The organism is Streptomyces sp. NPDC059679 (assembly GCF_042734105.1).
In the GTDB taxonomy this organism is placed as follows: Bacteria; Actinomycetota; Actinomycetes; order Streptomycetales; family Streptomycetaceae; genus Streptomyces.
The window spans coordinates 133,866-154,835 of record NZ_JBHWES010000002.1 but is presented as its reverse complement, the minus strand read 5'-3'; the positions used below and the strand labels follow the sequence as shown (position 1 = coordinate 154,835).

Here is a 20,970-nt window from a genome sequence, read left to right as displayed (position 1 = left end):
ATGGTGTTGCGGGGGTGTGCGAGGTCGCGTGCTTCCGGGCCGGTGAGATGCGTAGCGACCGAGGGTGTGTGATCAGGCGTGGTCATATCTGTGTCTTTGGTGGTGCTGGTGGGCATCATCCTTGTGCTGATGGTGCGCAACGGCAAGATCACCTGGGGGCCGGCTCTCGTGGCGGCGCTCTTCGGCTTCTTGCTCGCATCGTCCGACCTGGCGCCGAACATCCAGGACTTCCTCGACTCGGTGACGCACTCGATCAGCGAAATCGACATCTGACCCGAAGGACCCCCGGGGCCCGTAAGACGGGTCCCGGACCCCGCATAAGGTCAGGCCCCTGCGAAACACATACGGCCCGGCGCCGGGAGAAACCCCGAGCAACCGGGCCATGAGGCATGGAGCGGGCGACGGGAATCGAACCCGCGTAGCCAGTTTGGAAGACTGGGGCTCTACCATTGAGCTACGCCCGCCTGTGCCGCCGCCTCGCCGGATGTCCCGGGCGCGGCCGCCGAGCGTGATCGCTCGACCCGCGGCACGGGAAGCATCGTAGCGGGTCCGCACCACATCCCGCACACCCTTGCCCACCAGTCGAAAAAGCGGCAGCCGGGGCCCGCGCGGGCATGTACCCTACGTGTCGCACCGGCGGGGTGTGGCGCAGCTTGGTAGCGCGTCCGCTTTGGGAGCGGAAGGTCGTCGGTTCGAATCCGGCCACCCCGACCACCATCACGTTTGTCATGAGCGCAAGATCGCATTGTGGGCCGCGTCATGCGTGCGGTTACTATGCAAGCTGCGCGTCTGTGACTTTCTCTGCCGGGCGCGATCCGCTGAAACGCACGACAGCAACGCAGCAGAACACCAAGAAGTCAGCCCCAAGGAGACCGAACCGTGAAGAGCGCCGTGGAGACCCTGAACCCGACCCGGGTTCGGCTCACTGTCGAGGTGCCCTTCGAGGAGCTCAAGCCCAGCCTCGACGCGGCGTACAAGAAGATCAACCAGCAGGTCACGGTGCCCGGCTTCCGCAAGGGCAAGATCCCGGCCCGCGTCATCGACCAGCGGTTCGGCCGCGGCGCCGTGCTGGAGGAGGCCGTCAACGACGCGCTCCCGAAGTTCTACACCGAGGCGGTCAACGAGGGTGAGCTGAACCCGCTCGGCCAGCCCGAGGTCGACATCACCGAGCTCAAGGACAACGAGCTGCTGGCCTTCACCGCCGAGGTGGACGTACGCCCGACGGTCGAGATCCCGGACTACTCCGGCATCGAGGTCACCGTCGACTCCGTCGAGGTCTCGGACGAGGACATCGACAAGGCCGTCGAGCAGCTGCGCGACCGCTTCGCCACCACCAGCGCGGTCGAGCGCGCCGCCGCCGAGGGCGACATCGTGGTCGTCGACCTCGAGGCCAAGGTCGAGGGCGAGGTCCTCGAGGACGGCGTGGCCAACGGCGTCAACTACACGATCGGCTCCGGTGAGCTGCTCGAGGGCATCGACGAGGCGGTCACCGGCCTGGAGGCCGGCGGCTCCGCCACCTTCACCTCCGAGCTCAAGGGCGGCTCCGCCAAGGGCAAGGAGGCCGAGGTCTCGGTCAAGGTCTCCGAGGTCAAGGCCCGTGAGCTGCCCGAGCTGGACGACGACTTCGCCCAGCTGGCCAGCGAGTTCGACACCCTCGAGGAGCTGCGCGGCGACACCCGTACGCGCCTGGAGCGGTCGAAGAAGTTCGACCAGGCCACCCAGGCCCAGGAGAAGGTGCTGGATGCCCTGCTTGAGCTGGTCGAGGTCCCGATCCCCGAGAAGCTTCTCGAGGACGAGATCCAGACCCGTAAGCACAACCTGGAGCACCACCAGCTCGGCCAGATGGGTCTGACCCTCGACGCCTACCTGGAGATGCAGGAGAAGACCGCCGAGGAGTTCGAGGCCGAGCTCAAGGAGCAGGCCGAGAAGGGCATCAAGACCCAGTTCGTGCTCGACGAGCTGGTCAACAAGGAGAAGCTGTCCGTCGGCCAGGAGGAGCTCACCGAGCACCTGATGCGCCGTGCGCAGTCCTCCGGTATGAGCCCGGACCAGTTCGCCCAGGCAGTCGTCGAGGGCGGCCAGGTGCCGATGCTCGTGGGCGAGGTCGCCCGGGGCAAGGCGCTCGCGGTCGTGGTCGAGGCCGCCAAGGTGGTTGACGACAAGGGCGAGACGGTCGACCTCGAAGACGACGAGGACGAGACCGGCGAGACCGTCGAGGCCACCTCCGAGGAGCCGACCGCCGAGGAGTCCGACAACGAGGCCGAGCAGGCCGCCGAGGTCGCCGAGGCCGACAAGGGTGGGGAGAAGGCCGAGGGCTGATCGCCCGGCCGCCCTCCGCAGCCCGCATACGAACGGGTCCGAACGTCTGAGCGCGTCCGGGCCCGTTCGTGGTTCCACGGGCCCCTGGCGGCCCCTGTGAGGCGCCCTGGGCGGCCCCCGTGCCCCGTTGGCGGCCCCCCGCCTCGTAAGCCCGCGCCCGGCCCCCCGCGCACCCCCGCCACCGGCCGGAACCTGCGCTCAGAGCGAACAGTTCCTGATGCGGGATGGCCGCCGCCGACCAGCGCGTTAGGGTCCGTAGATACGAGGGCAGGGGAGTCCCACGAGCCCGCCGGAGCGTACCGGCGGTTACGCCCCCGCGTCCCAGAAGAAGACGCTGAGACGGCCAGTCGCCGTCAGAGACGAGCAGGTGGATACGTGACGAATACGATGCCTTCCGCCGCCGGCGAGCCGACCTTCGGAGGCCTCGGCGACCAGGTCTACAACCGGCTGCTCGGTGAGCGGATCATCTTCCTCGGCCAGCCGGTCGACGACGACATCGCCAACAAGATCACCGCGCAGCTGCTGCTCCTCGCGGCGGAGCCGGACAAGGACATCAACCTTTACATCAACTCTCCGGGCGGCTCGATCACGGCCGGCATGGCGATCTACGACACCATGCAGTACATCAAGAACGACGTGATCACCATCGCCATGGGCCTCGCCGCCTCGATGGGCCAGTTCCTGCTGAGCGCGGGCACCCCCGGTAAGCGCTTCGCGCTGCCGAACGCCGAGATCCTGATCCACCAGCCGTCCGCGGGCCTGGCGGGCTCCGCGTCGGACATCAAGATCCACGCCGAGCAGCTGCTGCGCACGAAGAAGAAGATGGCCGACCTGACCGCGTTCCACACCGGCCAGACCGTTGAGCAGATCACTCGCGACTCGGACCGCGACCGCTGGTTCTCGGCCGAGGAGGCCAAGGCGTACGGCCTGGTCGACGAGGTCATCGCCTCCGCCGCACACATCCCGGGCGGTGGCGGCACCGGGGCCTGAGCCGCCCGCTCCCAGCCGACCCAGCCCACTGCTCATCACCAGGACGGTGCATGTGAACACCCAGAACTTCCCCGGCAGCGGTCTGTACGCCCGCTACGCCGGCCCGCAGGCCGAGGCCCGCTATGTCGTCCCGCGCTTCGTCGAGCGGACCTCCCAGGGCATCCGGGAGTACGACCCGTACGCGAAGCTCTTCGAAGAGCGCGTGATCTTCCTCGGCGTGCAGATCGACGACGCCTCCGCCAACGACGTCATGGCGCAGCTGCTGTGCCTGGAGTCGATGGACCCCGACCGTGACATCTCGATCTACATCAACTCGCCCGGCGGCTCGTTCACCGCGCTGACCGCCATTTACGACACGATGCAGTTCGTGAAGCCCGACATCCAGACGGTCTGCATGGGCCAGGCGGCCTCCGCCGCGGCCGTGCTGCTGTCCGCCGGCACGCCCGGTAAGCGGATGGCGCTGCCGAACGCCCGCGTGCTGATCCACCAGCCGTACAGCGAGACCGGCCGCGGTCAGGTCTCCGACCTGGAGATCGCGGCCAACGAGATTCTGCGGATGCGTTCGCAGCTCGAGGAAATGCTGGCCAAGCACTCCACGACGCCGATCGAGAAGATCCGCGACGACATCGAGCGGGACAAGATCCTCACGGCCGAGGAATCGCTGTCGTACGGTCTGATCGACCAGATCGTCTCGACCCGCAAGACGTCGGTGGGCCTGGGCTGAACTCCGGTATCGGCGCCCCCCTTGTACCGAGTAGGGCCAAGGGGGGCCCGAACCGGGCCCTGGGCAAGGTACCGTCATAGGGGGCTGGGGTCGGCCCCCGGTAACAGAAGCAGAAAGCGCAGCGCAAGCACCCGGATTCGCGAAACTGAGCGGATCCAAGGCGAAGGGGAATCACCTCGTGGCACGCATCGGTGACGGCGGCGACCTGCTCAAGTGCTCGTTCTGTGGGAAGAGCCAGAAGCAGGTGAAGAAGCTCATCGCGGGCCCGGGTGTGTACATCTGCGATGAGTGCATCGATCTCTGCAACGAGATCATCGAGGAAGAGCTCGCCGAGACCTCCGAGGTGCGCTGGGAGGAACTTCCCAAGCCGCGTGAGATCTACGAGTTCCTCGAGGGCTATGTCGTCGGCCAGGAGGCCGCGAAAAAGGCGCTTTCCGTCGCCGTCTACAACCACTACAAGCGGGTTCAGGCGGGCGAGAACAGCGCGCACAACCGGGACGACGGCATCGAGTTGGCGAAGTCCAACATCCTGCTTCTCGGCCCGACCGGCTCCGGTAAGACCCTGCTGGCGCAGACCCTCGCCCGGATGCTGAACGTCCCCTTCGCCATCGCCGACGCCACCGCCCTCACCGAGGCGGGCTATGTCGGCGAGGACGTGGAGAACATTCTCCTGAAGCTGATCCAGGCGTCCGACTACGACGTCAAGAAGGCCGAGACGGGCATCATCTACATCGACGAGATCGACAAGGTGGCCCGCAAGAGCGAGAACCCCTCGATCACCCGTGATGTCTCCGGCGAGGGCGTTCAGCAGGCGCTGCTGAAGATCCTGGAAGGCACCACCGCCTCGGTGCCGCCGCAGGGCGGCCGCAAACACCCGCACCAGGAGTTCATCCAGATCGACACGACGAATGTGCTGTTCATCGTGGGCGGTGCCTTCGCCGGTCTGGAAAAGATCATCGAGTCGCGGGCCGGCGCCAAGGGCATCGGCTTCGGCGCCACGATCCGCTCCAAGCGCGAGATCGAGGCGAGTGACCAGTTCCAGGAGGTCATGCCGGAGGACCTGGTGAAGTTCGGGATGATCCCGGAGTTCATCGGCCGCCTCCCCGTCATCACCTCCGTCCACAACCTGGACCGCGAGGCGCTGCTGCAGATCCTCGTCGAACCGCGGAACGCGCTGGTCAAGCAGTACCAGCGGCTCTTCGAACTCGACGGCGTGGAGCTCCACTTCGACCGCCCCGCCCTGGAGGCCATCGCCGACCAGGCGATCCTGCGCGGCACCGGCGCGCGCGGCCTGCGCGCCATCATCGAAGAGGTCCTGATGTCGGCGATGTACGAGGTGCCGTCCCGCAAGGACGTCGCCCGCGTCGTCATCACCGAGGACGTCGTCCACTCCAACGTCAACCCGACCCTCGTGCCGCGCAGCCGCGGCAGCGAGCCGGGCGAGCGCCACGAGAAGAGCGCGTAAGGCGCCTACGGCGCCGTGAGGCGCTGTAAAACGCGAGGAGGGTCCCGGGGTTTCCCCCGAGACCCTCCTCGCGTCCTATGGGCCTCAGCGCGCCTCTCAGGCACCTCGGACGCCCGGGAGGTCACGACACGTCGTCGAGCGCGCCCGCCTTGACCCTCGATATGAACGCCCGCAGCGTGCGTCGTGTCGTTCACCAGGACGACGTCGGGCTCGTCGCTCTCGCGGAGCAGGACCGCGCCGTCGTCCGCGGCGGCGACGTAGACGCAGGACGAAGCCTCTTCGCTGTACGGGGACTTCCGCCAGCCGAGCGTGGACAACGCCATCTCCCCTTCAGATCTCCCGTGCGATGCGCCGCTCAGGTGGGCTGACGCGGTCATCCCACGTCGTCGAGCGCGCCTGCCTTGACTCCCGATATGAATGCGTACAGCGTGCGCCGGTTCGTCGTCAGGACGACGTCGGGCTGGTCGCTCTCGCGGAGCAGGACCGCGCCGTCGCCTGCGGCGGCGACGTAGACGCAGGCGTTGCCCTCGCTGCAGAACGACGATCGCTGCCAGTCAGGCTGAAGCATGTTCCGTTCCCCTACAGGCTCTGCGCGATGCCGAAGATGAAGTCCCGCGAATCCTGCTCCTTCAGGGTGACGGCGTCCAGCCGTTCGAAGAGCCCCCGGTATTTGGTCAGCTCCTCCTCGGTATCCACCATCACCGGCCCATGGGACTGGTCCAACTGCACGGTGTCGAGCCGGGCGACGGGCCCGTCCGCGTAGCAGATCGACTGCCCGGAGCCTGGATAGGCTCCGGCGTCGAACGGGATCACCAGAACGGTGACATGCTCCCGCTCACCCATCTCCAGCAGATACTCGAGCTGCCGACGGGCCACCTTGGGGCCGCCGAACTTCATCCGCAGCGCCGCCTCGTGGACGATCGCGTGGTACGGCACCGGGGCATCCCGGTAGAGCACTGCCTGCCGCTTCGCCCGGAACGACACCCGGTGCTCGATCTCCGGCGGCGACAGCTTGGTCACCCCGTGCGTAAAGACCTCGCGGGCATGCTCCGTCGTCTGCAACAGGCCGGGGATGTGGGCCGTGTACGCCGTGCGCAGCCTCGCCGCGTGATGCTCCAGCTCAGCGAGGTCGAGCAGGCCGGACGGCAGAGTGCCCCGGTACTCATCCCACCAGCCCCGGTGTCGTTCACCTGCCATCTTCGCCAGGGCGTCGACCAGCTCGTGGTCCGAGCAGTCGTAGTTGCGCGCCATTACCCGTACGCGCTCCGCGCTCACGCCGAACCGGGCCGACTCGATGTTGCTGATCTGGGTCTGGTTCGTACCGAGCAGGCGTCCGGAGTCGGTTGAGCTCATTTCCGCGCGCTCGCGGAGTCTTCGCAGTTCGGCCCCGAGGCGCAGCCGACGCGCGGTCGGCGCCGGTCTGGCGGTCATCGTCCCGTACTCCTCGTCCATCCACGGCGCCCGCCTGTCACCCACACGAGCGTGTTTCTAACGACTTTGCGCGAGAGTGCCTAATAACTCATGCAGTCACTCTACGGTGTGAGGCAAGCCACTCAACTGGCCCGCCGCACAACGCGGAAGCGCACCGGCCTGCCCGACTGCAGCGAGGGGACGGCAACGACACCGCGCGGCGCCAGCCAATGTCACCTCCCACCAGGAGACTTCCATGCCCACCGTATCGCCGCAGGCCCGCTGCCTGGAGCCATCCAGCCAACCGTGGACCTACTCGCTCCGCCTGCCGCACGACGCCCGGGCCGCCCGCGTCGCCAGGGCCACCCTCCGCGTCGTACTCCACAGCCACGGCATGACCGGGCTCGCCGACACCGCCGAGCTGCTGACCAGCGAAATGGTCACCAACGCCCTCCACTACTCCGACGGTCCGGCACAGCTCCGCCTCCGCAACATGGAAGAGAGCCGCCTCCGGGTCATCGTCTGGGACTCCAATCCACGCATCCCCAGCCCCTTCCACACCCCACCCGGCCCGCTCACCCACCACAACGCACTCACCGAGGCGGCCGACGCCGCCGACGCCACCCACGGACGCGGCCTCCTCCTCGTCCGCCTGTGCGCGGACAACTGGGGCGGCTACCCGCTCACCGACCACCGCTCCGGCACCAGCGGAAGGCTCCTGTGGTTCGAACTCACCCCACACCACGAGGCTTTCGACATCGCGGCTTGAACGCTCCGCTTCGCCTGCGCCTATACGCCGTCTCGCGGCATTCGGTTCGGGCGGGTGCGGGTTTCGTCTCGGACCCTCCGGGTCCGCAGCGCCGGCAGGAGAGGGGAAGGGGGCGGCTGGCCCGGTGTCCCGGTTCCTCGGCCCGGCGGGTGGCTGAGCTCAAGACAGGCTCCGCTACGCTCCGCCGCAGCTGCTGCCGCACGGTGGCCAAGCCGGCCAGTCGGCTCTCCACCCATCCCCTCTCAGAAAAACACTTGATGCAGTACTTGATGTAGAGCAAGCATCTTTTTAAGAGGGGGGTGGAGGAGGGCCCCAACCGGACCGGCGTCCACCGTTTCGGGCGACCCTCACCGCCCCGCCTGCCGGTGACGACCCATTGGGCTGGACGGCGACGATGCCTCCGCCGCTCCTCCCCTTTCCCGCTGCTGGCCGCTTTGCGCCGAAGGCGCGAGACGTGCCTGCACGCGGCGTCCGGACCATGCCGTCCAGCGGTCGCAAGGCCCGCCGCGCCCACTCCGGCACCAGCGGAAGGCTCCTCGGGTTCGAGGCGACCCCAGGCCCCGGTGGCTTCGGAATCGCTGCCTGACTTTGCGGTGAGTATGAGGCGGCGACACGCCGACGCGACAGCGTGTCGCCGTCTCATACTCACCGCAAACCGCTGCGCCTCTCTCGCTGGAGGCGTGCCCTGTACGTGACGACGACAAGGGCACCGAGTCCACCGCCGACCGCCGCGGTGAAGAGGGCCAACCAGGCACCAGCGTGCTGAGCCGTTGCCCCTGCGGTGACCGTCCCGGCGGCGATCCCAAGCTCTTCCGCCGCGACCATCCACATCATGGCCGCGACGGCTGTGTGTCGCGGGGCATGGGCGTCCAGCAGCTCGAACAGGCAGATCGTCATGGGCGCGAACGCGGCTCCGGCGCTGATCAGCAGCACCACCAAAAGCGGCGATGCCGAGGCGATGGTCAGGGGAGTCAAAGCAAGGGTGAGCCAGACGAAGGCGGTCAGATATCCGGTGATCGGCGCGGTCGAGCGGGGGGTCCCCATGACCGTGCCGGCCAGCGCGCTGCCCACGGCCAGGCAGGCGAACATCCACCCGGCGTCCGCGGCTGAACCGTGTTCGGCGGCCCGGGCGGGGAGGGCGACTGTCAGTGCTCCGAGGCACAGGCCCGCGCAGATGTTGGCGGCACACAGTAGCCGCAGCGCGGGGGAGGCCAGGACGCCCCAGTCGGTACCTGATGCGACGGAAGGGCGATCCGTCGGCGGGTGGAGGACCACCAGGCAGGTGCCGGTCACCAGGAGGGCTCCGGCGGTGACCACACCCAGCTGTGGGGAGTATGCGGCCGCCACGGCCGCGAGGAGCGGTCCGCAGATCTTGGTCACTTCGGTGAGGACGGCGTCCAGGGCGTAGGCGCTGTGCACCAGGTCCCGCGAAACCGCCTGGGTCCATAAGGGCCGGATGCCGGCCACGATGGGTGGGGCGGCGGCGCCGGCGAGCGCGCCGAAGCAGATCAGCTGCGTGGTCCCCGAGGTGGTGGCCAGGCCGGTGGCGGCAACGGCGGTGAGCAGGGCCAAGGCGGCCAGCGGCACGCGGTGGCCGTAGCGGTCGACCAGATGTCCGCGCAGCGGCCCCGTTATGGTGCCGCCCGTGCTCCACGCACCGGCGACGGCCCCGGCGTCCAGGAAGGACCCGGAGGAGCCGTGGCCGAGGAGCACGGTGGCCAGCGGGAAGATCGCGAAGCCGAATTTGCCGGTGGCGGTGGCAGCGATCAGCCGGCGAGCTGCCCCGTATTTCAGCAGATCCATATAGACGCGCATCACAGCACGCTCGCACGGGCGGACCGCCTGCTGAAGCCCCGGAGAGGGAAGTTGAGCGGGGTCAGGGGACACAGGCCCGAGCGCCGCCTCGGCCGGGGCATGGCCGGCAGCCACAAGACGCGAGGAGGGCCCTGGGGGATCTTCCCGGGGCCCTCCTCGCGTCTTACGGCGTCAGCGCGCCTCTCAGGCGGGTTTGCGGGTGGCCTTGTAGATGCCCGCGGTCACCTTCGCGAACGCCTCCATGTCGGCGTCGTCCGCGGTCGTGTTCTCCGCGTTCACATCCAGCACCATCGCGGCGTCCGTCTTCTCCGCCCAGGCGCAGGCCGGAGCGTAGATGCGGTCGTACATCTTCACGACCTCGCACTCGATGCTCGGCCCGTCGGCGCCCTCGGGCTGGAACTTCTTGCGCTTCTCCTCGACGCTCGGGGAGGCGTCGCCGCCCGAGAAGCCCTTGAACATCTCGTCGCGGACCTTGTCGGGGTCGCTGAACTCCCCGTACACGCCGGAGAAGGCCAGCCCCGAGTTGGAGTCCTCGGCGCGGGTGTACTGGGCCAGGACCGAGGTGGCGCCCTCGGGCATGCGGTCCTGGACGCTGGTGCCCTCGTTCTCCAGGTCCTTGGTGCCCTTGTCCAGCGTGTACGTGCCGTCGTCCAGCGTCTTGGGGGTGACCAGCTTCATCGCCTTGGGCTTGTCGTCGCCCTTGTTGAGCACCACGGCGCCGGTGACGATCGCGCCGACCACCACAAGGCCGGCCGTCGTGATCGCGATGATCTTGGTCTTGTTCCGGCCCCCGGCGGGCGCGGCGGGCCCGGGGAAGGGGGGCTGGGGCTGCTGGCCGTAGGGGTTCGGCTGCTGGGGATAGCCGTAGCCCTGTTGCTGTGACGGCTGTTGGGGGTAGCCGTAGCCCGGCTGCTGCTGCGCGTACGGATTGGGCTCCGAGGGCGGTTGCTGCGCCCCGCCGTACGGATTGGGCTGGCCGCCCCCGTACGGGTTGGGGCCCGGCTGGCCTCCGCCGTAGGGGCCGGGCTGCGGCGGCGGCTGGTTGTAGCTCATCGTGTGGAGTATCCCCTCCGGGCTGCGGCCTGTGAACTTCGCTGAGCGGGCGGCTACTTGATCTCCACGCGGACGTCCTTGCGGACCTTCGCGGTGATCTCGGCGGCGGTGTCGATCGACGTGCCCCCGCCGGAGAGCGCGGCCGAGACGTCGGAGACCACCACATAGCCGATGGTGCTCTTGTCGCCCCACATACAGATCGGGATGGTGAAGCTCTTGGTGGTCCCGGCGGCACCGGTGAACTTCACGTTCTGGCACTTCATCACGGCGTCGTCGAGGCCGGCCGGGGTGACCGCCTGCGGGCTGCCCTCGAGCTTGGCGGTGCCGCCGCTGCCGACGCTGGAGTCCTTCTCGGCCTCCTGCGAGATCTTCGCGAAGGCGCCGTCCACCACGGCCTGCGGGTTGTCGATCTTGCCCCACAGCCCGTTGAAGCTCAGGACCTTCTGGCTCATGCCCTCGCCGGCCTTGTAGCTGGCGCCGGTGGACTGCGGGTTGGAGACGCCGAGCTTCTCGAAGTCGGCCTTGTCGCTCTCGGTCAGCGTGTCGCCGCCCTTGGAGGCGTCCTTGGTGTACTCGCCGGCGACCGTCGCGGGCGTGATCAGCTTGTAGCGCTTGCCGTCGTCCGCGACGACGTTCTTGCCGCCGCCCTTGTTGCCGCCGCCGCCCTTGCCGTCGTCGTCCTTGTTGTTGAACACCAGGAACCCGCCGACCACCGCGGCCACCACGACCACCGCGCCGATGCCTATCGCCAGGCCCTTCTTGTTGCCACCGCTCGGTGGGGGCGTCGGCTGGTAGGGCCCGGGCATGCCCGGCTGCCCGTACTGCTGCTGGCCGTACGGGTCGGCCGGCTGCTGCGGGTAGCCGTACCCGGGCTGGGCCTGCGGCGGCTGGCCGTACCCGGGCTGCTGCGGCGGCTGGGGCTGGCCGTACGGGTTCGGCTGACCGTAGCCGCCGGCCTGCTGCGGTGGCTGCTGCGGGTAGCCGTAGCCGGGCTGTCCGGCCGCGCCGCCCTGCCCGTAGGGACCCGGCTGCTGGGGCTGCTGGCCGTACGGGCCCGGCTGGTTGTAGCTCATGTCTGTCCTTCTTCGCTTTGTTGCCGGTTGTTGCTAGCTGTTGATCTAGCCGTCGATCTCCACGCGCGCGTCCTTGCGCACCTTGACGGTGAGCTCCGCGGCATCCCGTAGTGACATGCCCCCGCCGCCCAGGACCGCGGCCGCCGGGTCCACCATCACGGTGACGCCCAAGGTGTCCTTGTCGCCCCAGACGCACGCGGGTGCCTCGACGGATCCCTGATCCGAGGTGAACTTCAACGTCTGGCACTTCAGGACGTCCCCATCGAAGCCGTCGGGGGAGAACTCCTGGGCGCTGCCCTGGGCCTGCGCCGTGCCGTTGTCCTGCAGCGCCTTGACGATGACCGCCAAGGACAGGTCCGCGCCCCGCTTCGGATCGGTCACATCGCCCCAGACCCCGGTGAACTTCATCATGTTCTTCCCGGAGGACTGGTAGTCGGCCGCCACCAGATGCGGATCCTTGACGACCGGCACCTGCTGGAGGTCCTTCTTGCCGGACTCGGACAGGTCGTTCTCGTCCGTGCCGGCCCCCTGGCGCTGGTAGTCGCCGGCGACCGTCTTCGGGGTGGTCAGCTTGAACGGGCCGTCATCGCCCCCGCCCAGCGCGAAGTAGTAGACCCCGCCGGCCACGGCCCCCAGGGCCACCACCACACCCACCGCGATGCCCACGGCTCCGCCCCGGCGGCGGCCCGGCACGGGCGGCTGGGGCTGCGGCGGCGGATAGCCGTAGCCGGCGCCCGGTATCTGCTGCTGCGGCGGTATCTGCTGCTGTGGTGGCTGGGCGTACGGATTCGGCTGGCCATAAGGGCTCGGCCGGCCGTAGCCCCCGTACGTACCGGAGCCGCCGTAGCCGCCAGGCTGCCCGCCGGGCTGTCCGCCGGGCTGTCCGCCCGGCCGGCCGCCCTGGGGCGGATAGCCATAGCCGGGCTGCTGGGTGTAGGGATTATTGGGCACGGGCGACTGGCCGGCGCCGTACGGACCCGGCTGCGCCCCGTAGGGGCCGGGCTGCGGCGGCGGCTGGTGGTAGCTCATCGTGCCCTCTCTATCGATGCGCATGACAGGTGCGCAACATCCTTCCTGACGGGAAGCCCTCCCTTTGCGGCGGGGCCACAACTTGTTCGTAACGGAGTGCCGCGGCCCTTTAGACTGCGCTCGTGACCGAGAACTCTCAGCAGCGCCCCGACAGCGGGCCCAACAGCCACCCCGAACTGCCGACCCAGTACGCGCCGGCCGATGTAGAGGGGCAGCTGTACGAGCGCTGGGTAGAGCGCGGTTACTTCGAGGCGGACGAGAACAGCGGCAAAGAGCCCTACACCATCGTCATCCCCCCGCCCAACGTCACCGGCTCCCTGCACCTCGGGCATGCCTTCGAGCACACCATCATCGATGCGCTCACTCGACGCAAGCGCATGCAGGGCTATGAGACGCTCTGGCAGCCCGGCATGGACCACGCCGGTATCGCCACGCAGAACGTGGTGGAGCGCGAGCTCGCCAAGGAGGGCGTCTCCCGCCACGACCTGGGCCGCGAGGCGTTCGTCGAGCGGGTGTGGCAGTGGAAGGCCGGCTCGGGCGGGCAGATCTCCGGCCAGATGAGGCGCTTGGGCGACGGCGTCGCCTGGAACCGCGAGCGCTTCACGATGGACGAGGGGCTGTCCAAGGCCGTCCAGACCATCTTCAAGAAGCTCTACGACGACGAGCTGATCTACCGCGCCGAGCGGATCATCAACTGGTGCCCGCGCTGTCTGACGGCCATCTCCGACATCGAGGTGGAGTACCAGGACGACGACGGTGAGCTGGTCTCGATCCGCTATGGCGAGGGCGACGAGTCCATCGTCGTGGCCACGACCCGCGCCGAGACGATGCTCGGCGACACCGCGGTCGCCGTCCACCCCGACGACGAGCGCTACCGCCACCTGATCGGCACCGAGATCGAACTGCCGCTCACCGGCCGCCGCATCCCGGTCGTCGCCGACGAGCACGTCGACCCGGAGTTCGGCACCGGCGCGGTCAAGGTCACCCCGGCCCACGACCCGAACGACTTCGAGATCGGCCAGCGCCACGGCCTGCCGAGCCTGACCGTCATGGACGAGCACGCGGTCATCACCGCCCACGGCCCCTTCCAGGGCCTGGACCGGCTGGAGGCCCGCAGCGCCATCGTCGGCGCGCTGCGCGCCGACGGCCGGATCGTCGCCGAGAAGCGGCCGTACGTCCACTCCGTCGGCCACTGCTCGCGCTGCAAGACGACCATCGAGCCGCGGCTGTCCATGCAGTGGTGGGTCAAGGTCGGCCCGCTGGCCAAGGCCGCGGGCGACGCGGTCCGCGACGGCCGGGTGAAGATCCACCCGGAGGACATGGCCAAGCGCTACTTCGACTGGGTCGACAACCTCCACGACTGGTGCATCTCCCGCCAGCTGTGGTGGGGCCACCGGATCCCGGTCTGGTACGGGCCGAACGGCGAGGTCGTGTGCGTCGGACCGGACGAGCGGCCGCCGTCCGGCGAGGGCTGGCACCAGGACAGCGACGTCCTGGACACCTGGTTCTCCTCGGGCCTGTGGCCGTTCTCCACGCTCGGCTGGCCGGAGGACACCGGCAGCCTGCGGAAGTTCTATCCGAACTCCGTCCTGGTCACCGGCTACGACATCCTGTTCTTCTGGGTCGCCCGGATGATGATGTTCGGCCTGTACGCGATGGACGGCACCCCGCCGTTCCACACCATCGCCCTGCACGGCATGGTGCGCGACCAGTTGGGCAAGAAGATGTCCAAATCCTTCGGCAACGCGGTCAACCCGCTGGACTGGATGGACCAGTACGGCTCGGACGCGGTCCGCTTCACCCTCGCCCGGGGCGCCAACCCCGGTGTGGACGTGCCGATCGGCGAGGACTGGGTCCAGGCGTCCCGTAACTTCGCCAACAAGATCTGGAACGCGACGCGCTTCGCGCTGATGAACGGCGCGACGGTCGAGGGCGAACTGCCCGCGGCCGAGCGGCTGTCGGCGGCCGACCGCTGGATCCTGTCCCGGCTGAACACGGTGGTCGCCGAGGTCGACGCGTACTACGAGGACTACCAGTTCGCCAAGTTGTCGGACGTCCTCTACCACTTCGCGTGGGACGAGGTCTTCGACTGGTACGTCGAGCTGTCGAAGACCACCTTCGCCCGGGGCGGCGAGGCGGCCGACGCGTCCCGCCGGGTGCTCGGCGAGGTCCTGGACGTGATGCTGCGGCTGCTGCACCCGGTCGTCCCGTTCGTCACCGAGAAGCTGTGGACCGCGCTCACCGGCCGGGAGTCCGTCGTCATCGCCGACTGGCCGCGCGACAGCGGCTTCCGCGACGCCGCGGCCGAGCAGGAGATCACCACGCTCCAGCAGGTGGTCACCGAGGTCCGCAGGTTCCGCGCCGACCAGGGCCTGCAGCCCGGCCAGAAGGTCCCGGCGCGCCTCGACCTGTCCGGCACCCCGCTGGCGGCCCACGAGGACGCCATGCGCTCGCTGCTGCGGCTTCAGCCGGCTGGTGAGGGCTTCACCGCCACCGCCTCGCTGCCGGTCGCGGGCGCGACCGTGGCCCTGGACCTGTCCGGCGCGATCGACGTCGAGGCCGAGCGCAAGCGGCTGGCCAAGGACCTCGCGGCGGCCGAGAAGGACAAGGCGCAGACCACGGCGAAGCTGAACAACGAGGCTTTCCTGGCCAAGGCGCCCGACCACGTCGTGGAGAAGATCCGGCAGCGGCAGACCACGGCCGATGCCGATATCGCCCGGATCACGGCCCAGTTGGCGGCCCTGCCCCAGGGCTGAGCCCAACAGCTCAACAGTCGTAAGCCCGGCCGGGGAGCGCCCCGGCCGGGCTTACGACTGTTCGGTCACCGGCGTCTGTCGGAGAGCTCCCTGAGCCCCAGGCCGGACCGGACGGGAGCCCATGGCCGGCCGGGGCCGCCGGGGCTGCTCGGGGCTGTCAGTGGTGCCTCGTAGACTTGGCGGCGTGAGCGAGAGCCCCCAGAACGAACCGGACGAATTCGACGAGATCGTCGGAGCCGAGACCGACCGCGACCCCGATCTCGCCGTGATCGAGGCCGGGAGCCGGACGCTGCGGACCCAGTCGGGGCCGCCGCAGGGGGACGGCGTGCCCGCCCGCCCGGCCGACCCGGAGCTGGACCGGGCGCTGCGGGAGGTGGAGACGGAGCTCGCGGGGCGCTGGCCCGAGACCAAGCTGGACCCCTCGCTGGTGCGCGTCGAGGCGCTGATGGACATCCTCGGCTCCCCGCAGCGCGCGTACCCCTCGATCCACATCACCGGGACGAACGGCAAGACCAGCACCGCCCGCATGATCGAGTCGCTGCTGGGCGCCTTCGAGCTGCGCACCGGCCGCTACACCAGCCCGCACGTGCAGGCGATCACCGAGCGGATCAGCCTGGACGGGGCGCCGATCTCCGCCGAGCGGTTCATCGAGACGTACCGGGACATCAAGCCGTACATCGACATGGTCGACGCCTCGCAGGAGCACCGGCTCTCGTTCTTCGAGGTGCTCACCGCCATGGCGTACGCGGCGTTCGCCGATGCGCCGGTCGATATCGCGGTGGTCGAGGTCGGCATGGGCGGCGTCTGGGACGCCACCAATGTGATCGACGCCGGGGTCGCGGTGATCATGCCGATCTCGCTGGACCACACCGACCGGCTGGGCACCACACCGGAGCAGATCGCCACCGAGAAGTCCGGGATCGTCAAGCAGGACTCCACGGTGGTGCTGGCGCAGCAGCCGCTGGAGGCCGCGTCCGTGGTCCTCAAGCGCGCGGTCGAGGTGGACGCCACGGTCGCTCGCGAGGGCATGGAGTTCGGCGTGCTCTCCCGCGAGGTGGCGGTCGGCGGTCAGCTGCTGACCCTGCGCGGCCTCGGCGGTGAGTATCCGGAGGTCTTCCTCCCGCTGTACGGGGCCCACCAGGCGCATAACGCGGCGGTGGCGCTGGCCGCCGTGGAGGCGTTCTTCGGCGTCGGCTCGGAGCACGCCCGCCCCCTCGACCTCGAGACCGTCCGGACCGCCTTCGCCTCCGTCACCTCCCCGGGCCGCCTCGAGGTCGTGCGCCGCAGCCCGACCGTGGTCCTGGACGCCGCGCACAACCCGGCCGGCGCGCGGGCGGCGGCCGAGGCGGTCACCGAGGCGTTCGGCTTCAGCAGGCTGATCGGTGTGGTCGGCACGAGCGGCGACAAGGATGTGCGCGGCCTCCTGGAGGCCTTTGAGCCGATCTTCGCCGAGGTGGTGATCACTCGCAACTCGACCCAGCGCGCGATGGACGCGGACGAACTGGCCGCCATCGCCGTGGAGGTCTTCGGCGTGGACCGGGTGCAGGTCGAGCCGCGGCTGGACGACGCCCTGGAGGCGGCGATCACGCTCGCCGAGGAAGAAGGCGAGTACTCCGGCGCGGGCGTGCTGGTGGCCGGATCGGTGATCACGGTCGGCGAGGCCCGGCTGCTCCTGGGAAAGGGCTGAAATGCGAACGCTCTGCGCGTCCACCTTGATCGGTGAATTCTTTGTGATCGGCTTCGCCGGGCTGGTGGCCATGAAGACCTCCGGTCTGTCCGCGACCACGGTGTGGACGGTCAGCGGTATCGCCATGGCGCTGTGCGTCCTGCTGTGCGGGATGCTCGGCCGCCCCGGCGCGGTGCACATCGGCTGGGCCCTGCAGATCGGCCTGGTGCTGAGCGGCACGATCGTCACCACCATGTACATCCTGGGCGCGGCCTTCGCCGCGCTGTGGTGGGCCTCGGTCCACTTCGGCCGCAAGGTCGACGAGGCCAAGGCGCGCTTCGCCGCCGCCCCTGCTGACACTGCGTAACGTGGCCGTCGTTCACCCATGTAGCCTCGGCGGCACAGCATCACCCGCATGCCACGTTCCAAAGGAGTTCTCGTAGTGACCCAGCGCACGCTCGTCCTTCTGAAGCCCGACGCCGTACGACGCGGACTGATCGGCGAGATCCTGAGCCGCATCGAGAAGAAGGCGGGCTGGACGATCAGCGCGCTGGAGCTGCGTGAGCTCGGCCGCGACACTCTGGAGCAGCACTACGCCGAGCACGTGGGCAAGCCGTTCTACGAGCCGCTGGTGGAGTTCATGGCCTCCGGCCCGGTCGTCGCGCTGGTCGTCGAGGGCGAGCGCGTCATCGAGGGCGTACGGGCGCTGGCGGGGCCGACCGACCCGATCGCCGCGGCGCCCGGCTCCATCCGTGGCGACTTCGGCACGATCGTGCGGGAGAACCTGATCCACGCCTCCGACTCCGAAGAGTCCGCCCTGCGGGAGATCAAGATTTTCTTCCCCGGGCTCGCCTGACCTTCATCGCTGACCGTTCATCACATCGTCACCCCTCCTGGCCTGGGGCGGCCGATATTGTTCGGCCGCCCTTTGGCATATGCGGGCCGATCGGGGGAACGCATCCCCGCGACACGACGTCACCATTAGCAGGGGGCGGGCCCGTGTTCTGCTGACAATGGCGGAGGACCCCCGCAGCGTGTTCGAGCGGGCGTGACTACGATGAGAGCTTCCGCGCCTCGCAGCGCACCACATCCTGCCGACCTCAAAAAGCAAACGCTTCAAGTGGGAAGGCCTGACGCATCCTCATGGGGAACAACATGTCGTTCATCGGCCGTGACATGGCTGTCGACCTCGGGACCGCCAACACGCTGGTGTACGTCAGGGGCCGCGGGATCGTCCTCAACGAGCCGTCCGTCGTCGCCATCAACACCAACACCGGTGGAATCCTCGCGGTGGGCGCCGAGGCGAAGAAGATGATCGGCCGCACCCCTGGCAACATCGTGGCCGTGCGCCCGCTCAAGGACGGCGTGATCGCCGACTTCGAGATCACCGAGCGGATGCTGCGCTACTTCATCCTGAAGATCCACAAGCGCCGCTATCTCGCCCGTCCCCGGGTCGTCGTCTGCGTGCCCTCCGGTATCACCGGCGTCGAGCGCCGCGCCGTCATCGAGGCATCCACCCAGGCGGGCGCCCGCCAGGTGCACATCATCGAGGAGCCCATGGCCGCCGCCATCGGCTCCGGCCTCCCCGTCCACGAGGCCACCGGCAACATGGTCGTGGACATCGGCGGCGGCACCACTGAGGTCGCGGTCATCTCGCTCGGCGGAATCGTCACCGCACAGTCCATCCGGGTGGCGGGCGACGAGTTGGACAATGCGATCATCCAGCACATCAAGAAGGAGTACAGCCTTCTGCTCGGCGAACGCACCGCCGAGAACATCAAGATCACGATCGGCTCCGCCTTCGAGGGCAAGGAGGAGGAGCACACCGAGATCCGCGGCCGTGACCTGGTCAGCGGCCTCCCCAAGACCGTCGTGATCTCCGCCGCCGAGGTCCGCAAGGCCATGGAGGAGCCGGTCAACGCGATCGTCGACGCGGTCAAGACCACGCTCGACAAGTGCCCGCCCGAGCTGTCGGGCGACGTCATGGACCGCGGCATCGTGCTCACCGGCGGCGGCGCCCTGCTGCGCGGCCTCGACCAGCGGCTGCGCCAGGAGACCGGTATGCCGATCCACATCGCCGAGGACCCGCTGGACTCGGTCGCGCTCGGCTCCGGCAAATGCGTCGAGGAGTTCGAGGCGCTGCAGCAGGTGCTGGACGCCCAGCCCCGCAGATGACGATCCGGTGAATCCGCCGTACGGGGTGCCGACTTCCCGTACGGCGGAGTGGCGGTTCACTGATATACAGGCATAAGGCTCCCCATGACCGGCAGCCGTTGAGAAAACACAACAAAGCCGTAGCCGGTCCGACTCCGACGAGGAAGGCACGTCGCCGCACGTGAGGGACACACGAGAGAGCCGGCTGCTCCTGGTGCTGCTGGTCGCCATCGCGTTCGCACTGATCACGGTGGATATCCGCGGCGGCGAGGATTCGCCCCTCGACGGCGCCCGCCAGGCCGCCGCGTCCGTCTTCGGGCCGGTTGAGGAAGGGGTCGCCTCCGCGGTCGACCCGATCGGCAACGCCGTGTCGGCCGTCCGGGACTCCGACGAGCGGCACGACCGGATCAGCGCACTGGAGCGGGAGAACGCCGAGCTCAAGCAGCGGCTCGGCAGCGACGTCCGCAACCGCGCCCGCGTCGTCGAGCTGGACAAGCTGCGCAAGACCGCGGGCGCCGGCCAGTACGGCGTCAAGGGCGCCCAGGTCATCGCCATAGGAGCGGCCCAGGGCTTCTCCTGGACCGTCACCATCGACGTGGGCAGCAAGGACGGCATCCGCCGCGATATGACCGTCATCAACGGCGACGGCCTGGTCGGCCGGGTCACCACCGTCGGCCCGTCGACCGCCACCGTGGTGCTGGCCATCGACCCGGACTTCACCGTCGGCACCCGCATGGAGAAGTCCGGCGAGCTCGGCTTCGCCAACGGCCAGGGCGATCGCTCGCTGCGCGTCCAGCTCCTCAACGGCAAGGCCAAGATCAAGAAGGGCGACCGGCTCGTCACCTTCGGCTCCCGCGCCAACAAGCCGTTCGTGCCCGGCGTTCCGGTCGGCGAGGTGGTCCGCGTCGACCCCTCGGGCGGCGATCTGACCCGCACCCTGGTGGTGCGCCCGTACGTGGGCTTCACCAAGCTCGACATCGTGGGCGTCGTCGTCGAACCGCCGCGCGAGAACCCGCGGGACACCGTGCTGCCGCCCAAGCCCGCCAAGCCCAAGCCGGCGCCCACGGTCACCGTCACGGTCAAACCGTCCTCGTCGCCGAGCGCCTCCGCCAACAGGAGCTGACCGATGCTGCGTCTGAACCGGGTCCTGCTGTCGACCCTTCTCGTGGTCATCGCCCTCGTCGTCCAGGTCTGCGTACTCGCCCGGCTCCAGCTGCCCGGCGCGGTCCCCGATCTGCTGCTGCTCGTCGTCCTCGGCCTCGCGCTCGTCTACGGCCACACCGGCGGCGCGCTCATCGGCTTCGGCGCGGGCCTGCTCGCCGACCTCGCCCCGCCCGCCGACCACGCGGCCGGGCGCTACGCCCTGGTGCTGTGCGTCATCGGCTATCTGGCGGGCCTCGCCAAGCCCGAGACCGGCCAGCTGAGGTCGGCCACCGGGCCGATGCTGGTGGTCGTCGCGGCGGCCATCGGCAGCACGCTGCTGTACGCGGGCGTCGGCCAGCTCGTCGGCGACGACGCCGCCCGCCATGCGGGCCTGAGCAAGCTGCTGTTCACCGCGGCGCTGTACGACCTGCTGCTGGCGCCGTTCACGGTGCCGCTGATCATGGGGATGGCCAGAAAGAGCGAGAACGACCCGATGGCCGACTCCTCCGGCGGCTCCCGCATCGGCAGCCAGCGCGGCGGCCTCCTGATGAAGGCCGCCAACCGGGGGACGGGACGCCTCAAGGGGGTCAAGCGCCTGTGAGGC

Annotated in this window: 20 protein-coding genes and 2 tRNA genes; 14 read left to right on the top strand and 8 right to left on the bottom strand. The window is 69.1% G+C overall.

Translation table 11 applies throughout. From position 1 onward, the window contains the following. Positions 1-78 precede the first annotated feature (78 nt). Complete coding sequence (locus ACFV2X_RS03280) at positions 79-273, top strand: hypothetical protein (RefSeq protein WP_385610751.1); 195 nt, start codon at positions 79-81, stop codon at positions 271-273. 117 nt (positions 274-390) lie between these two features. Here the strand turns inward: ACFV2X_RS03280 and ACFV2X_RS03275 are convergent. Next, positions 391-464 (bottom strand) — tRNA-Gly (locus ACFV2X_RS03275). 173 nt (positions 465-637) lie between these two features. On the opposite strand from ACFV2X_RS03275, the gene ACFV2X_RS03270 reads away from it, so the two are divergent. The 5 genes from ACFV2X_RS03270 (at position 638) to clpX (ending at position 5,498) form a co-directional block, all read left to right on the top strand. Beyond that, positions 638-714: transfer RNA gene (locus tag ACFV2X_RS03270), tRNA-Pro, on the top strand. Between the two features lie 165 nt (positions 715-879). Beyond that, positions 880-2,319, top strand: a complete 1,440-nt coding sequence (gene tig / locus ACFV2X_RS03265) for a trigger factor (protein WP_385610749.1) — start codon at positions 880-882, stop codon at positions 2,317-2,319. 375 nt (positions 2,320-2,694) lie between these two features. Continuing rightward, positions 2,695-3,309: an ATP-dependent Clp protease proteolytic subunit gene (locus tag ACFV2X_RS03260; protein ID WP_089506800.1), complete on the top strand. Its 615-nt coding sequence runs from the start codon at positions 2,695-2,697 to the stop codon at positions 3,307-3,309. Between the two features lie 52 nt (positions 3,310-3,361). Next, positions 3,362-4,033, top strand: a complete 672-nt coding sequence (locus ACFV2X_RS03255; protein WP_014179675.1) for an ATP-dependent Clp protease proteolytic subunit — start codon at positions 3,362-3,364, stop codon at positions 4,031-4,033. A 178-nt stretch (positions 4,034-4,211) separates the two neighbouring features. Further along, positions 4,212-5,498 carry an ATP-dependent Clp protease ATP-binding subunit ClpX gene (clpX, locus tag ACFV2X_RS03250; protein WP_014179676.1) on the top strand — a complete coding sequence of 429 codons (1,287 nt, stop codon included), beginning with the start codon at positions 4,212-4,214 and terminating at the stop codon, positions 5,496-5,498. Between the two features lie 5 nt (positions 5,499-5,503). Here the strand turns inward: clpX and ACFV2X_RS03245 are convergent, their stop codons facing one another. The 3 genes from ACFV2X_RS03245 to ACFV2X_RS03235 are packed head-to-tail and all read right to left on the bottom strand — an operon-like array spanning position 5,504 to position 6,929. Further along, entirely contained in the window at positions 5,504-5,821 is a 318-nt protein-coding gene (locus tag ACFV2X_RS03245; protein ID WP_385610744.1) for a DUF397 domain-containing protein, read from the bottom strand. Positions 5,822-5,871: 50 nt separating this feature from the next. Then, positions 5,872-6,066, bottom strand: a complete 195-nt coding sequence (locus ACFV2X_RS03240; RefSeq protein ID WP_385610742.1) for a DUF397 domain-containing protein — start codon at positions 6,064-6,066, stop codon at positions 5,872-5,874. 11 nt (positions 6,067-6,077) lie between these two features. After that, positions 6,078-6,929 (bottom strand): helix-turn-helix domain-containing protein, encoded by an 852-nt coding sequence (locus ACFV2X_RS03235; protein WP_385610739.1) that lies wholly within the window; start codon positions 6,927-6,929, stop codon positions 6,078-6,080. Positions 6,930-7,164: 235 nt separating this feature from the next. Here ACFV2X_RS03235 and ACFV2X_RS03230 point away from each other — a divergent pair, with 235 nt between their 5' ends. Next, positions 7,165-7,677, top strand: a complete 513-nt coding sequence (locus ACFV2X_RS03230; RefSeq protein WP_385610736.1) for an ATP-binding protein — start codon at positions 7,165-7,167, stop codon at positions 7,675-7,677. A 645-nt stretch (positions 7,678-8,322) separates the two neighbouring features. Here ACFV2X_RS03230 and ACFV2X_RS03225 read toward each other — a convergent pair. The 4 genes from ACFV2X_RS03225 to ACFV2X_RS03210 all read right to left on the bottom strand — a co-directional run bounded on the left by ACFV2X_RS03225 (position 8,323) and on the right by ACFV2X_RS03210 (position 12,671). After that, positions 8,323-9,492, bottom strand: coding sequence for an MFS transporter (locus ACFV2X_RS03225; RefSeq protein WP_385610734.1), 1,170 nt, complete (start codon positions 9,490-9,492; stop codon positions 8,323-8,325). A 183-nt stretch (positions 9,493-9,675) separates the two neighbouring features. After that, positions 9,676-10,545, bottom strand: coding sequence for a hypothetical protein (locus ACFV2X_RS03220; protein ID WP_385610731.1), 870 nt, complete (start codon positions 10,543-10,545; stop codon positions 9,676-9,678). 53 nt (positions 10,546-10,598) lie between these two features. Next, positions 10,599-11,618, bottom strand: a complete 1,020-nt coding sequence (locus tag ACFV2X_RS03215) for a hypothetical protein (protein WP_385610728.1) — start codon at positions 11,616-11,618, stop codon at positions 10,599-10,601. A 45-nt stretch (positions 11,619-11,663) separates the two neighbouring features. Next, positions 11,664-12,671: a hypothetical protein gene (locus ACFV2X_RS03210; RefSeq protein WP_385610726.1), complete on the bottom strand. Its 1,008-nt coding sequence runs from the start codon at positions 12,669-12,671 to the stop codon at positions 11,664-11,666. Between the two features lie 98 nt (positions 12,672-12,769). Here ACFV2X_RS03210 and ACFV2X_RS03205 point away from each other — a divergent pair, with 98 nt between their 5' ends. From ACFV2X_RS03205 to mreD, 7 genes are all read left to right on the top strand, one after another. After that, complete coding sequence (locus tag ACFV2X_RS03205; RefSeq protein ID WP_385610724.1) at positions 12,770-15,403, top strand: valine--tRNA ligase; 2,634 nt, start codon at positions 12,770-12,772, stop codon at positions 15,401-15,403. A gap of 184 nt (positions 15,404-15,587) precedes the next feature. Further along, positions 15,588-17,090: a bifunctional folylpolyglutamate synthase/dihydrofolate synthase gene (locus ACFV2X_RS03200; protein WP_385610721.1), complete on the top strand. Its 1,503-nt coding sequence runs from the start codon at positions 15,588-15,590 to the stop codon at positions 17,088-17,090. A 1-nt stretch (position 17,091) separates the two neighbouring features. Further along, complete coding sequence (locus ACFV2X_RS03195) at positions 17,092-17,436, top strand: DUF4233 domain-containing protein (protein ID WP_014179684.1); 345 nt, start codon at positions 17,092-17,094, stop codon at positions 17,434-17,436. A gap of 75 nt (positions 17,437-17,511) precedes the next feature. Next, the gene (gene ndk, locus ACFV2X_RS03190) at positions 17,512-17,925 is read left to right on the top strand and encodes a nucleoside-diphosphate kinase (protein WP_385610718.1); all 414 of its coding nucleotides are present in this window, start codon (positions 17,512-17,514) and stop codon (positions 17,923-17,925) included. Between the two features lie 299 nt (positions 17,926-18,224). Then, a complete protein-coding gene (locus ACFV2X_RS03185; protein WP_043491595.1) occupies positions 18,225-19,244 on the top strand; it encodes a rod shape-determining protein in 1,020 nt (339 codons plus the stop codon). Positions 19,245-19,404: 160 nt separating this feature from the next. Beyond that, positions 19,405-20,346, top strand: coding sequence for a rod shape-determining protein MreC (gene mreC, locus ACFV2X_RS03180; RefSeq protein ID WP_385610715.1), 942 nt, complete (start codon positions 19,405-19,407; stop codon positions 20,344-20,346). 6 nt (positions 20,347-20,352) lie between these two features. Then, positions 20,353-20,967: a rod shape-determining protein MreD gene (mreD, locus tag ACFV2X_RS03175; protein ID WP_385611467.1), complete on the top strand. Its 615-nt coding sequence runs from the start codon at positions 20,353-20,355 to the stop codon at positions 20,965-20,967. Positions 20,968-20,970 lie beyond the last annotated feature (3 nt).

What these genes read in the sequence shown, in the direction of transcription:
- ACFV2X_RS03235 (WP_385610739.1), bottom strand. Translation starts at nt 6,929, where the DNA reads ATGACCGCCAGACCGGCGCCGACCGCGCGTCGGCTGCGCCTCGGGGCC.
- ACFV2X_RS03215 (WP_385610728.1), bottom strand. Translation starts at nt 11,618, where the DNA reads ATGAGCTACAACCAGCCGGGCCCGTACGGCCAGCAGCCCCAGCAGCCG.
- ACFV2X_RS03225 (WP_385610734.1), bottom strand. Translation starts at nt 9,492, where the DNA reads ATGCGCGTCTATATGGATCTGCTGAAATACGGGGCAGCTCGCCGGCTG.
- ACFV2X_RS03245 (WP_385610744.1), bottom strand. Translation starts at nt 5,821, where the DNA reads ATGGCGTTGTCCACGCTCGGCTGGCGGAAGTCCCCGTACAGCGAAGAG.
- ACFV2X_RS03240 (WP_385610742.1), bottom strand. Translation starts at nt 6,066, where the DNA reads ATGCTTCAGCCTGACTGGCAGCGATCGTCGTTCTGCAGCGAGGGCAAC.
- ACFV2X_RS03230 (WP_385610736.1), top strand. Translation starts at nt 7,165, where the DNA reads ATGCCCACCGTATCGCCGCAGGCCCGCTGCCTGGAGCCATCCAGCCAA.
- ACFV2X_RS03210 (WP_385610726.1), bottom strand. Translation starts at nt 12,671, where the DNA reads ATGCGCATCGATAGAGAGGGCACGATGAGCTACCACCAGCCGCCGCCG.
- ACFV2X_RS03220 (WP_385610731.1), bottom strand. Translation starts at nt 10,545, where the DNA reads ATGAGCTACAACCAGCCGCCGCCGCAGCCCGGCCCCTACGGCGGAGGC.
- ACFV2X_RS03195 (WP_014179684.1), top strand. Translation starts at nt 17,092, where the DNA reads ATGCGAACGCTCTGCGCGTCCACCTTGATCGGTGAATTCTTTGTGATC.
- ACFV2X_RS03185 (WP_043491595.1), top strand. Translation starts at nt 18,225, where the DNA reads ATGTCGTTCATCGGCCGTGACATGGCTGTCGACCTCGGGACCGCCAAC.